The sequence below is a fragment of the Parabacteroides faecis genome (assembly GCF_014647375.1).
In the GTDB taxonomy this organism is placed as follows: Bacteria; Bacteroidota; Bacteroidia; order Bacteroidales; family Tannerellaceae; genus Parabacteroides; species Parabacteroides faecis.
On the sequence record NZ_BMPB01000007.1, the window covers coordinates 312,860 to 326,970 of the forward strand.

The 14,111-nt window shown below is 44.6% G+C and carries 10 protein-coding genes; 4 read left to right on the top strand and 6 right to left on the bottom strand.

Annotated elements, in window-relative coordinates; translation table 11 throughout:
- Positions 1-14: 14 nt before the first annotated feature.
- The 3 genes from IEY67_RS11870 to IEY67_RS11880 all read left to right on the top strand — a co-directional run bounded on the left by IEY67_RS11870 (position 15) and on the right by IEY67_RS11880 (position 3,593).
- Positions 15-557 carry a 2-oxoacid:ferredoxin oxidoreductase subunit gamma family protein gene (locus tag IEY67_RS11870; RefSeq protein WP_122351579.1) on the top strand — a complete coding sequence of 181 codons (543 nt, stop codon included), beginning with the start codon at positions 15-17 and terminating at the stop codon, positions 555-557.
- Positions 558-627: 70 nt separating this feature from the next.
- Positions 628-2,763, top strand: coding sequence for a putative porin (locus IEY67_RS11875; RefSeq protein WP_122351580.1), 2,136 nt, complete (start codon positions 628-630; stop codon positions 2,761-2,763).
- Positions 2,764-2,768: 5 nt separating this feature from the next.
- On the top strand, positions 2,769-3,593 hold the full coding sequence (locus tag IEY67_RS11880; RefSeq protein ID WP_183671395.1) for a transporter substrate-binding domain-containing protein: 825 nt from the start codon (positions 2,769-2,771) through the stop codon (positions 3,591-3,593).
- A gap of 18 nt (positions 3,594-3,611) precedes the next feature.
- On the opposite strand, the gene IEY67_RS11885 is transcribed toward IEY67_RS11880, so the two are convergent.
- Positions 3,612-4,754 (bottom strand): PAS domain-containing sensor histidine kinase, encoded by a 1,143-nt coding sequence (locus tag IEY67_RS11885; RefSeq protein ID WP_183671394.1) that lies wholly within the window; start codon positions 4,752-4,754, stop codon positions 3,612-3,614.
- Positions 4,755-4,936: 182 nt separating this feature from the next.
- On the opposite strand from IEY67_RS11885, the gene IEY67_RS11890 reads away from it, so the two are divergent.
- Positions 4,937-6,232, top strand: a complete 1,296-nt coding sequence (locus IEY67_RS11890) for a DEAD/DEAH box helicase (protein WP_122351582.1) — start codon at positions 4,937-4,939, stop codon at positions 6,230-6,232.
- Positions 6,233-6,308: 76 nt separating this feature from the next.
- Here IEY67_RS11890 and rho read toward each other — a convergent pair whose 3' ends face one another.
- From rho to aspS, 5 genes are all read right to left on the bottom strand, one after another.
- Positions 6,309-8,348 (bottom strand): transcription termination factor Rho, encoded by a 2,040-nt coding sequence (gene rho / locus IEY67_RS11895; RefSeq protein ID WP_183671393.1) that lies wholly within the window; start codon positions 8,346-8,348, stop codon positions 6,309-6,311.
- 187 nt (positions 8,349-8,535) lie between these two features.
- A complete protein-coding gene (tilS, locus tag IEY67_RS11900) occupies positions 8,536-9,876 on the bottom strand; it encodes a tRNA lysidine(34) synthetase TilS (protein ID WP_183671392.1) in 1,341 nt (446 codons plus the stop codon).
- 80 nt (positions 9,877-9,956) lie between these two features.
- Positions 9,957-10,721 carry a zinc ribbon domain-containing protein gene (locus tag IEY67_RS11905; protein WP_122351584.1) on the bottom strand — a complete coding sequence of 255 codons (765 nt, stop codon included), beginning with the start codon at positions 10,719-10,721 and terminating at the stop codon, positions 9,957-9,959.
- A 1-nt stretch (position 10,722) separates the two neighbouring features.
- Positions 10,723-11,820 carry a Nif3-like dinuclear metal center hexameric protein gene (locus IEY67_RS11910; RefSeq protein WP_122351585.1) on the bottom strand — a complete coding sequence of 366 codons (1,098 nt, stop codon included), beginning with the start codon at positions 11,818-11,820 and terminating at the stop codon, positions 10,723-10,725.
- Positions 11,821-11,830: 10 nt separating this feature from the next.
- A complete protein-coding gene (gene aspS, locus IEY67_RS11915; RefSeq protein WP_122351586.1) occupies positions 11,831-13,588 on the bottom strand; it encodes an aspartate--tRNA ligase in 1,758 nt (585 codons plus the stop codon).
- Positions 13,589-14,111: the final 523 nt, after the last annotated feature.

Below are 14,111 nucleotides of genomic sequence, written 5' to 3' on the forward strand. Positions count from 1 at the left end.
AATACAAAAACGACATGAAACAAGAAATAATTATAGCAGGCTTTGGTGGACAAGGTGTTCTGTCGATGGGTAAGATACTTGCTTATTCAGGCTTGATGGAAGGCAAGGAAGTTACCTGGATGCCTTCATACGGACCCGAACAACGCGGTGGTACAGCCAATGTAACAGTGATCCTGAGCGACGACCCGATCAGCTCCCCGATCCTGAACGAATATGACATCGCTATCATCCTGAACCAACCGTCTATGGATAAGTTCGAAAGCAAAGTGAAACCGGGTGGTATCCTGATCTACGACGGCTATGGTATCCATACACCGGTAAAACGTACCGATATCAGCGTTTATCGTGTGGACGCGATGGATGCAGCCACGGAAATGAAGAATGAAAAAGCATTCAACATGCTTATTCTCGGCGGTCTGCTGAAGATCGTTCCGATGGTACAACTTGAAAACGTGTTGCTGGGTCTGAAGAAGTCCTTGCCCGAACGTCACCACAAGCTGATCCCGATGAACGAAGCGGCCATAAAGAAAGGCATGGAGATCATACAGAAAATGTAATCTTGCAAAAAGAATATAAAGAGGGGCGTTTCTTTCGTAGAAATGCCCTTTTGTTTTATCTTTGCAACCCATGAAGCATTGCTTATACATATTATTGTTGCTGATAGTATCTGCCGTAACCGTTCAGGCACAACGCGAAGGAGGCCGGGCAGATCAGAGAGGTGGAGGAAGACGTGGCGGCTTCTCCCTGTCGAACCTGACATCATCGCAGAAAGATATACCGGACAGTCTGCTGGTTGCTGATAGTGCCGCTTTGAAATCCAAACGCATTACAGCCTATCGGCTCACTCCCTTTCTGGGTGAACCGTATGTAGCACCTATGGATACGAATAAACTGAATTTCAGTAATTCGACATTGGTGGAAAGTAAATCGCTTGCCGTCGGCTACCTGGCAAACCTGGGCTCTCCGGCACAAACCAAAATATTCACCGAACGACAGGAAGCACGTGATTTCATCTTTGCCGATGCATATGATTATTATATCACGACACCTGAAAACGCCTATTTCTACAACACAAAAATCCCTTACACCAACGTTATGTACACCACTGCCGGCGGTAGCACGAACAAGGAAGAACAGTTGAAAGGGACAATGACCATGAACTTCGGCAAGAAGATCAATGTGGGTGCCGATATCGACTATATCTATGGCCGCGGACATTATAAAAATAATGGTAACAAACTATTAAGCTATCGCTTCTTCGGCAGTTACCAAACCGACCGTTATGAATTGCATGCTTCGCTAAGCAACTTTAACTTTGTAAATTATGAGAACGGAGGGTTGGAAAACGATTCTACCATCAACCATCCGGACGAATATTTCCCGGAAGGACGTCCGTCCGATACCAAATCGTATGATATCCGTTATCTGACAAATGCATGGAACCGTGTACGTGGAAAACGCTATTTCCTGACGCAACGATACAATCTCGGTTTCACACGTGAACTGGAAGAAACGGATGAAGAAGGGAACCCGAAGGAAGTGTTTGTGCCGATATCCAGTATTATCCATACGATCGATTATGAAGATAACCGCCGCCGGTTCATCGCTGACAACACGGCACTGATGGATTCGTCCTATGTGGTCGATGATAACGGTTTGCGTTTCCCGCGTATCTATGGATTAGGGGCTGCACTCAACGATCAGACATCTGCATGGAATCTGAAAAATACGATCGGCCTTTCGTTACGGGAAGGTTTTCAGGACTGGGTGAAATTCGGTCTGACCGCTTTCGTCAGGTTGGAAAAACGCAGGTTCAAACTGGAGCCAAGGATAGAAGGACTCGACTACGGCGAATACGGCCGAGGCCCTTACTTCTCTGTAGACAATATCGACCTGAAGAATTTACCCACAGCAGAGATTTATGATGAGTTCTCCACCTATGTCGGAGCGGAACTTTCCAAACGCCAGGGTAGTATCCTGACTTATAATGCACGAGGTGAACTATGTATGGTTGGTAGTGATGTAGGTGAGTTTCGCGTGACCGGAGATTTGCAAACCCGTTTCAAGTTATTCAATAAAGATGCCGTTATCAAAGCAGACGCTTACATCAAGAATACAACACCGGCTTTCTACCTGCGCCATAATCATTCCCGGTACTTCTGGTGGGACAATCCCGGCTTTAACATGACCCAGCAAATCTATGCGGGAGGTGAAGTTTATCTGGAATCTTCAAAGACGACATTAAAAGCGGGTGTAGAAAGTATCCAGAATTATATTTATTTCAATAAGGAAGGATTCCCGGTACAGCATGGAAGCAACTTGCAGGTTGTCAGTGCACGTATCAAACAAGACTTCCGTTTCCGTGCTTTCGGATGGGAAAATGAAGTTTGCTGGCAATTAAGCAGTGATAAAAGTGTACTTCCTCTTCCATCGATAAGCGCTTACTCGAACATGTATCTGGCAGTTAAGCTGGCAAAAGTACTGACCGTTCAATTGGGAGCCAATGTGTATTATAACACGGCTTACTACGCTCCTTATTACGAACCGGCCACCCAACAGTTCCAGGTTCAGGATGAAGTAAAAGTAGGTAATTATCCTTTGGTCAATGCGTATGTGAATTTCCACCTGAAACAGGCCCGTTTCTTTGTGATGGCGTATAACCTGAGCAGCAAGTTTGCTGATCCTAACTATTTCTCTCTGGCCCATTATCCGTTGAATCCGATGGTACTGAAAATGGGTATTGCTGTTACATTCAATAACTAAGCCGTATGAAATCCCGGAAGTTACTGGTCGTTTATGTCATCCTGTTGGTATGTGTACTGATAGTCATGTTTCGTCTGTGGCCGTATAAGAAGGCGCCTGTCGCTCCCAGGGACTATCCGGAAATTAAGGCAGAGGGTATCCTTCGAATGGTTACCGAATATAATCAATCCGGTTATTATGTAGCCGGCGATACGATAGAGGGGTTCCAATATGAATTAAGCCAGGCAATCGCCGCCTTGTCCGGTCTGGAAGTTCAGACCCAGCTGGAAATGAGCCTTGCAGAAAGTTTCAAGGAATTATCGGACAACCAATGCGATGTCATAGCCCGCAATATTCCGATTAACAGTGAAATAAAAGAGAACTACCTGTTTACCGAACCGATCGTTTTTAACAAGCAGGTATTGGTACAACGCACGGAAGAATCCAACAACGGCATCAAACCGATCCGTAATCAGCTCGACCTGGCACAAAAGACATTGTATATCCCCAAAAACTCACCAGCTTTGCTGCGTCTGCAAAACCTGGCACATGAAATAGGCGACACCATCTATGTAAAAGAAGACGAACTTTATTCCAGCGAACAATTAGCCATCATGGTAGCCAAAGGGGATATCGACTATGCCGTATGCGATCAGCAAATAGCCCGTCTATCCAAAGACAATCTGCCCGAAATAGATATCGATACGGATATTAGTTTCACCCAGCTTCAATCGTGGGCCGTACGTAAAGACTCCCCTATCCTGCTCGACAGCCTGAACAGCTGGTTGTCACAAATTAAGCAGAGCGGTTTGTATGACCAGATTTACAAACGCTATTACGGAAAGAAATAATTACTTCAAAACAACTCTTTACCAGGCATGTGAAGGCAGAATGAACGAAAAAGTCGAACCTTCACCCAGCCGCGATTCAACCCGGATAGTACCTCCCATCTTCGTCACAAGTCCTTTACAAATAGCTAATCCCAAACCGATACCCTCCACATAGTCATTGACCTTGACAAAGCGGTTGAACAGGTTCTGCAATTGCGCCTCAGCGATTCCCTGTCCGGTATCTTTGACATAAAAGTTCAGTTTACCATCCCCCAGAGATTCATAGCCCATCGTAATGCTCCCCCTTTTGGTATTCTTGATCGCATTATTGACCAGGTTATTGATTAGCTGGAGCAAACGGATATAGTCGGCACCAAAAGTACATCTATCCAGTCCCTTTTCCAGGATCAGTTTCACATCTTTCGGCATACGGGGCCTTATGGAAGCATAAGTAGTATCCATCATCTCGTTCAGGTCGATCGGTGCATAGCTGATCTTTATCGCATCCGCCTCAATCTTCGACAAGTCGAGAATATCATTGATCAATTGCATGAGCAACTGATTATTGGCTTTTATTATCTCATAATAAGACATACGTTCTTCGTCCGAATCCGCAAAGGCCATCATTTCCGAAAAACCGGTTATTGCATTCAAAGGCGTACGGATCTCATGGCTCATATCTGCCAGATATTTAGATTTCAGCTTGTCTGCCATTTCCGCCTTATCACGCTCATCTTCCAGGCGTTTTTCTATTGCCCGTTTCACTGTAGCGTCACGCCACAATGCGAGTAACAGAGGTTTTCCGTTACTTAAAGAAATCGGATACTTAGCAACCTCAATATATTTAGTCTCTCCGGAAACAGTCTTGAGCCACCCATGAAATTCGGCCTCTTTTCCCGAACGGATCACCTGTCTATCAACCTCCAGGCGTTCCTCTGCCGACATTAAGGCATTAAAATTCACTTCAGAGTCATCGTGTCCTTCGATCTGGGATGTATCAATACCCGTTATCTCTTCCATAAATTTGTTCCAGTAAAGATAATTGAAATGATCTTCCGGATCTTTTACAAATACCCCCAGAGGCAAATGATCTAATATTGTATTAAGTAACTCATGAACTGTATCCGACCCATTTAAGGTTACTTTCTTTTGAAAGCCGTTAGAGCTATCATTTATTCCCATAATAACTTGCCATTTTTCCAATACGGGCATAAAGATATTAATTTTTATGGTACAGCACCATAGATAAATATGAATTTTCAAAGCTTACAGAAAAATACAAGACATTTATTACAAGAGCCAACATTAGTAGTATAGAATTTGACAAATATTATTTACCTTTACGGTGAATTTAATGATAGAAGATGAGATTTGACGAATTGGATTTGGAAGAGGCCGTATTAGACGGACTCGATGCTATGAATTTTCAGGAAACGACACCTGTACAGGAATTAACGATTCCGGTAATATTAGAAGGGAAGGATATTATCGCCTGTGCACAAACCGGCACAGGAAAGACGGCGGCATATGTACTGCCTCTGATCAATGAATTAAGTAAGGGAAATCATCCTGACAATGCCGTTAATGCCGTTATTATGGCACCAACCCGTGAGCTGGCCCAACAGATAGACCAGCAGATAGAAGGATTCACTTATTTCGTTCCGGTATCGGCTGTGGCCGTATACGGCGGAACTGACGGGGTAGCCTGGGAACAACAAAAACGAGGTATGGAAATGGGTGCCGATATTGTTATCGCCACTCCGGGACGTTTATTATCGCACCTGAAACTGGGGACTGTAGACCTTTCACAGGTTTCCTATTTCGTGCTCGATGAAGCCGACCGCATGTTGGATATGGGATTTTACGACGACATTATGCAGGTATATAAACAACTGCCTCCTACGTGTCAGACTATTATGTTCTCCGCCACCATGCCTCCCAAAATCAGAACATTAGCAAAAACAATTCTGAAAAACCCCGAAGAAGTTAAAATCGCCATCTCACGTCCACCGGAAACAATCATGCAAACGGCTTATATTTGCTACGATCCTCAAAAACTAAAGATACTTGAAGATCTGTTCCAGCAAAGCCGTCCGCAGCGTGTCATTATTTTCTCTTCCTCCAAAATGAAAGTGAAAGAGCTTGCCTCTACCCTGAAACGGATGAAGTTCAATGTAGCAGCCATGCATTCCGACCTGGAACAGTCTCAGCGCGAAGAGGTGATGAAAGAATTTAAAAACGGACACATCGACATACTGGTCGCTACCGACGTTGTTTCACGCGGTATCGATATCAATGACATCAAACTGGTAGTCAATTATGATATACCTCACGATCCGGAAGATTACGTACACCGCATTGGTCGTACTGCACGCGGTACCGGTGGCGAAGGATTAGCTATCACATTTATCAGTATAGAAGAACAGGCACAGTTCAAACGCATCGAAAACTTCCTGGAAAAAGAGGTTTACAAAATCCCTATTGATCCGAAGTTTGGCGAAACACCCTTGTACGAGCCTGAGAAATATGGAAATATGCGTCGCGGACGCGGACGTCCACGTAAAGAAGGTAACAACGGTGGAGGAAGAAATCAGGGAAACCGTCCGGGAGGAAAACCCAATAACGGAAACCGCCGCGGAAGACCTAAAAAAGAATCCTGAAAGAATATCAAAATACAGGTAAACAAAAAGGGATGCATTTAATATGCATCCCTTTTTTATATGTTTCTGTTTTGAATTATCCGTTCATGGAAGCCAGGAATTCCATATTATCATAAGTCTGTTCCATACGTTTCTTCACAAACTCCATCGCTTCGATCGAGTTCATATCCGACAGATATTTACGAAGTATCCACATACGGTTCAATGTACTTTCATCCTGCAACAGATCATCGCGGCGAGTACTTGAAGCTGTGATATCGACAGCCGGATAAATACGTTTGTTAGACAACTTACGATCCAACTGTAACTCCATATTACCTGTACCTTTAAACTCTTCAAAGATCACGTCGTCCATTTTTGAACCGGTTTCTGTCAATGCTGTTGCCAGGATCGTCAGGCTACCGCCATTCTCAATGTTACGGGCAGCACCGAAGAAACGTTTCGGCTTCTGCAGCGCGTTCGCATCCACACCTCCGGAAAGAACTTTACCGGAAGCAGGCTGAACTGTATTGTAAGCACGTGCCAGACGAGTGATAGAATCCAGAAGGATAACAACATCATGGCCGCATTCTACCATACGTTTAGCCTTGTTCAATACGATCTCGGCAATCTTCACATGACGTTCTGCCGGTTCATCGAAAGTAGAAGCGATCACTTCCGCATCTACACTACGAGCCATATCGGTTACTTCTTCCGGACGCTCATCGATCAACAGGATGATCATATATACCTCCGGATGGTTCGCTGCAATTGCATTGGCGATATCTTTCAGCAACATAGTCTTACCGGTCTTAGGCTGTGCCACGATCAGACCACGCTGACCTTTACCGATCGGAGAGAACAGATCGACTACACGAACTGCTATATTATCATATACTTTCGGAGCTTTACGAGCCGTCAGCATGAACTTTTCATCCGGGAAAAGCGGTGTCAGATGATCGAAAGGAACACGGTCGCGCACATCTTCCGGCGAACGGCCATTGATCTTATCGACTTTTACCAGCGGGAAATATTTTTCACCTTCCTTCGGAGGACGGATAGCACCTTCCACCACATCACCGGTCTTCAGACCAAACAATTTGATCTGCGATTGTGATACATATATATCATCCGGAGAAGTCAGGTAGTTATAATCCGAAGAACGCAGAAAACCATAACCATCCTGCATCATTTCCAAAACACCCGTACCGATCAGAATTCCATCGAACTCGTACTGTTTTTCCTGCGATGCGTTATTGTTGCGCTGATTATTGTGGTTATTCTGATTGTTCTGTCTGTTATTATTCTGACGAGGAGCGTTTTGCTGCGGCTGTGCTTGCTGCGGCTGCTGAGGAGCATTCTGCTGTTCAGGCTGTTGCGGAGCAGCTTTTTCCGGTTTGGCCGGCGAAGGAGAGAACGGGAAAAGTTGATCGAGCACCGACTTGGTGTCAGGATGTCTGAATACAACTCTCTTGGGTTCGTTTGCTGCCGGGGTTTCAACAGCCGGGACTTCAGTGGCTTCCTGTACCGGTACTGTCGGAACTTCAGGAGCGGCTTCTACTACCGGCAATTCCTCCGGAGCACCTTCAACCACAACCGGTGGTAATAAAGGCTTTTCCACAACTACTTCCGTAGAGACAGTTTGAGGAGTCTTAGTAACCTTCACCTCATCTGTCTGATTAGCCGGAACAGCTGCACCTGCCACTTTTTCTTTCTTTTCAATGCGTACTCTTTTCTTACGCTCGGGTTGTTCCTTCTTTTCCGCAACAACCGCTGCTTTCTTTTCTGCAACAACCGCTACTTTCTTTTCTGCAACCGGCTCTGTGGCTTCAGGAGCTACAACCGCAGCCGTTTCGGACTTTGCAGCTTTAGGTTTGCTTTCGGCTTTCGGAGCTTTTGCAGCAGCCGTTTTAGAAGGTTTCTTCGCTTTCGTCTGCTTTTCTGCTTTCTTAGCTTCTTTTTCTTTCTCCTTTTCTGCCTGTAAACCTGCATAAGAGATAGCCTGTTCATCAAGAATACGATAAACAAGTTCTTCTTTTTTCAAAGAACTTATCTTCTTAATTCCCAACTCTTCCGCTATACTCTGCAATTCAGGAAGGAGTTTTTCATTTAGTTCTAGAATGTTATATTTCTGCATATTGAGAAGTGAGTAATAAAAACGGCACACGATGAAAGATTGTACAACACGTGCTTACCGCTATCATTGTATCTTAATAGTTTTTGATAATAAAAATTTCAATGTAAAAACCGGATTGTCTAGCTAATTTGAATCATTAGTAACACATCTGCGGAGTAAATCAGTGCAAATGTAAAAACATTTTTAGTTATTCTGTCATTTTTGTCGAAAAAAAATTCACAATTAGCACACTCTTAGTCGTTTTGTCGAGACAAAAGCGGTTATCGGAGCGCTCTCCTACAATCCAGATAATGTTTTCGCCGCTACAAAGGAGCCACGTCCGCTCCTTATCCATACGGCTGAATTTATGATCGGAAAAATAATCACTCAGTTTCTTACGGCCTTTCATCCCAAAAGGAATGAACCAGTCTCCTTCTTTCCATTTACGTAATGTCAGGGGAAAAGAGAGTTTGTCGTAATCGAAATAAGCGATATGCTTATCTTTCCGGATACTGAAGTCAGTAGTAATAACAGATTTAAAGAAAGAAAGTTCAATCGGACCGTGCCAGATATCTTCCATAATATCTTCTGCCGTAAACGTATATTCCATAGTCTCCCCCTGATCTTTGGGCTCCAACAGCAAATACTCACGATCTTTCAATAAACAAAATCCGAGAGAATAAAACATTTTACCCGACTCTCTCTCCAATGAACGGAATACATCATCGGCTACCTGGCGGGAAAAACCATAAGGCTTCAACAACTCATATAAAATCGTTGCAGGAGAAGGATATCGGAGCAAGCGGGCAATCGGGATACGGTTCCCCTCTTTCATCAGTTCTTTACGGGCTTTTTCCACCTCATGCAGGTAGATGGTTTCGGTTTCTGCCAAATGGTCGGCAGTGCGCGCTATAGCCGATTTGACGGAAGGATTCAATTCTTCCAGCAAAGGAAGTACACGAAGACGAATAAAATTACGTGTATAAGCATCCGAGAGGTTTGTGCTGTCGGTAACATACGGCAATTGCTGTTCTTCCAGCCAGTCCAGTATCTCACTACGGCTGACCGTCAGCAGCGGACGCACCACATGGCCGTTTTTCGGACGAATACCACCCAGTCCCCGAATCCCTGTCCCCCGCACCAGGTTCATCAATACAGTTTCCACGCTATCGTCGCGATGATGGGCCACAGCGATAGCCTGTGCACCCAAACGTTGCCGCATCTCTTCAAACCAGCTGTAACGGAGTTCACGGGCTGCCATCTCGATAGAAAGATGGTGCTCTGCCGCATAAGCAACGGTATCAAAATCTATTTTATGAAAAGGCACCTGCAGGCTGCAGGCCATATCTTCGGCAAACTGTTCATCTCTGACAGACTCATCGCCACGCAAATGGAAATTACAATGCAGAGCCATACAGGGATAATCCAGCTGTACGAGCAAAGCAAGCAAAGCAACCGAATCAGCTCCTCCACTCAACCCGACCAGCACAGGCTTGTCCCCCGACAACAACTGCTGTTTTTCGATATATGCACGAACAATATTCCTCATCTGCCGTATAAAATTATGGCTTTAGCCAAACATATTATAATTCAGCTAAAGCCATAAGCTTTTATCTACTGTATCAGTTTTTATTCTTCCACACCTGCCAGTTCCGGGTCGATCATGATACGTCCGCAATATTCGCAAACAATCACTTTCTTACGCAACTTGATATCCATCTGTTTCTGGGGCGGGATCTTATTGAAGCAACCACCGCAGGCATCACGCTGGATATAAACAACAGCCAAACCATTGCGTGCACCCTTACGGATACGTTTGAAAGCAGTAAGCAAACGAGGCTCGATCGTTGTCTCCAACTTTTTAGCCTTTTCGCGTAATCTTTCTTCTTCCTGCTTGGTTTCGGAAATAATCTCTTCCAGTTCGCTCTTCTTCTGAACCAGGTCAGCTTTACGACCGTCCAGTCTTTCAGAAAGCTGGGCAATCTCTTCTTTCTTATGGTTAATCGACTCACCGAATTCACGTATCTTCTTTTCAGAAAATTCGATCTCAAGTCCCTGGAATTCGATTTCCTTCGACAAGTTATCAAATTCACGGTTATTGCGCACGTTATCCAGTTGCGATTTATATCTCTCGATCAGTCCGGTAGATTCTGTAATTCTGTGTTTCTGTTCAACAACAGCATTCTCATAATCCTGGATCTCCGACTGATAGTTCTGAAGACGGGTTTCCAATCCTGCAATCTCATCTTCCAGGTCCTGAACTTCCAGGGGAAGCTCTCCACGAAGCGTTTTGATCTTATCAATTTCAGTCATCATCGTCTGAAGTTGATAGAGCGTAGAAAGCTTTTCTTCAACTGTATACTCTTTTTCAGCTGATTGTTTATCTGTAGCCATTCTATAAATATTTTACCGGGTTTGAATTAACATTCGAAAAATGTACGGCAAAGGTAGGGAATTTTTTCGATATTATGTTATAAAAGATGTCTTTTGTACATACTTCGGATTCATAGTGGCCTATTACAGCCAGCAGAATACGATCCTCCACATCATAAAAGTCATTGTATTTAGCCTCTCCTGTAATGAACACGTCGGCACCGTACGCAATCGCATCTTTCACAAGGAACGCTCCGCTGCCACCACACAACGCCACTTCACGTATCGGCTTGCCAGTGAAGGCGGAGTGCTTTACGCAACCGACCTGAAACAGGTCTTTTATCCGTTGCAGAAAGGCCAGTTCATCCTCTTCTTCCGGCAACTCGCCCACTACGCCCGAACCGACCTGTTCCCACGTATTGTTTAAAGGGTAAAAATCGAATACCGGCTCCTCATACGGATGAACGGAAAGCAAAGCGCGTGTTATCGTAGGCTTACGGAAAGCAGGCAATATCGTTTCGATACGGATTTCGCGTTCAACATGCAACTCCCCTACTTCACCGCAAAACGGATTTGTACCTTCTCCTGCACGGAAAGTTCCGCTCCCTGTCAGGTTAAAACTGCACGAATCATAAGCCCCGACAGTTCCGGCACCTGCGTTGAACAATGTGGTTCGCACCAGTTCGGCATAAGCTTCAGGCACGAATGTAACCAGTTTCAACAGAGCGCCTTTCTGCGGACTCAACACACGCACGTTTTCCAAACCGATCAGTTCGGCCAGACGAAAATTCACACCGCCTGCAGCATTATCGAGATTGGTATGGGCAGCGTAGACCACCAGGTCATACTTGCATGCCTTCATCATACAACGCTCGATATAAGTCGAACCGGTCAACGATTTGAACGCTTTAAAGGCTAAAGGATGATGAGAAATAATCAGATTACACCCCAGTTCTATCGCCTCATCCACCACCTCTTCAGTGACATCGAGGCAAAGAAGCGCACCGGTGGCAAGCTGGTTTACATCTCCAACCTGTACACCTGCATTGTCAAAGCTTTCCTGCAATGGCAACGGAGCGTATTGCTCTAATTCTTTCAGTACATCCTTTATCCGTATCATAAGCAATAAATTATTCTTTTACGTCTACTTTCAGGCACAGTTCATCCAATTGCGAATCGTCGATAACCGACGGAGCATCGAGCATGACATCGCGGCCGGAGTTGTTCTTCGGGAAGGCGATGCAATCGCGAATCGAATCGAGACCGGCAAACAAAGACACCCAACGGTCGAGACCATAAGCCAGACCTCCGTGAGGGGGTGCACCATATTTGAAAGCATTCATCAGGAAGCCGAACTGAGACTGTGCTCTCTCTTCGGTGAATCCCAGCAACTGGAACATCTTATCCTGCAATTTGCTGTCATGGATACGGATAGAACCTCCACCCACTTCAACACCATTGATAACCATATCGTAAGCATTGGCACGTACAGCACCTGTATCACTATCCAACAGCGGAATATCCTCGGGCTTCGGAGAAGTAAACGGGTGGTGCATCGCATAAAAACGCTGATCTTCTTCACTCCACTCAAACAACGGAAAGTCTACAACCCACAGGCAGGCAAACTTATTCTTGTCGCGCAACCCTAACTGGCTTGCCACTTCAAGACGTAATTCGCAAAGTTGTTTGCGTGTTTTCATTGCATTATCACCGGAAAGAATCAGGATCAGATCGCCCGGTTTTGCACCGAAGGCATCTTTCATCTGCTGCAACGTTTCCTGTGTATAGAATTTGTCTACACTCGATTTTACGTTACCGTCGGCTTCCACACGGGCATACACCATGCCCTTTGCTCCCACCTGCGGACGTTTTACAAACTCGGTCAGCGCATCCAATTGCTTACGTGTATAAGTAGCTGCCCCTTCGGCGCAGATACCGCCGATATAAGCTGCATCGTCGAATACCGAGAAACCATGACCTTTCATGATATCCATCAGTTCGACAAACTTCATTCCGAAACGCAAATCGGGTTTATCGCTTCCGTAATATTTCATTGCATCGTGCCAGGTCATACGCTGGAACGGTTCTTTAATCTCAACACCACGAATTACGTTGAACAGATGTTTCGCCATTCCTTCGAAGATATTCAAGACATCTTCCTGCTCAACGAAACTCATTTCACAGTCGATCTGTGTAAATTCCGGCTGACGGTCGGCACGCAGGTCTTCGTCACGGAAACATTTAACGATCTGGAAATAACGGTCGAAACCAGACACCATCAGCAACTGTTTCAAGGTCTGCGGAGACTGTGGCAATGCATAGAACTGTCCCGGATTCATACGTGAAGGAACCACAAAATCGCGTGCACCTTCGGGAGTAGAATTTACCAGAACCGGAGTTTCCACTTCAAGGAATCCCTGTTTATCCAGATAGTTACGAACCTCAAAAGCCATGCGGTGACGCAATTCGAGGTTCTTGCGAACAGCATTACGACGCAAATCCAGATAACGGTATTTCATACGCAGGTCATCGCCTCCGTCCGTTTCGTCTTCGATCGTGAAAGGAGGAGTAACAGCCGCATTCAATATATTCATTTCCGAAACGATCAACTCGATATCTCCTGTCGGGATATTTTTATTCTTGCTGGAGCGTTCTCTAACCGTACCTGTTACTTGAATAACATATTCACGTCCCAGTTTATTTGCCTTTTCGCAAAGATCTGCATCCACTTCCTGATTGAATACCAACTGGGTTATACCATAACGGTCGCGGAGATCGACAAATGTCATACCGCCCATCTTACGAGTTCTCTGCACCCATCCGGCTAAAGTAACCACCAGACCTTCGTCTGCCAGGCGCAAGTTTCCACATGTTCTTGTTCTATACATCTTAAATAAGATTTATTTGTTTTAATTCCATGAATCAAAAGTATACATACAATGCATCTGTAAAATACTATTGTACTCTACGCGCAGCCGGTTTGCAAAGATAATACTATATTCATTAACTGTAATAATTTCATTGAAATTAAAAGAAAAACAGGACAACCGGACCAAAGGTACTTACGATTATTTAATGCAAAACAACTGTCATACTATCATAAATACACCTGGATTTTATCACGTAGTATATTGTTTATTTTCAATAACATAACGACTTATTTCCGTTGAGACCCGGGTCTGTCAACCCTTTACACCCGGGTCTCGGCACCGTTCAAACCCGGATGTAAAAAGCATTCAAATGAGGGTCTCGGAGAAATAATCCGCTTACTCTTCGCAAAAAATCCTATTACATCACTAAAAAAAGAAACCTGTTTAATATAAAACAACCCACCGACTACACTTTCAGGTACCTTATTTTTTCGATAAACGGGAAGATATGACAGTTAAATGAGGATTATGATAGTTGCCA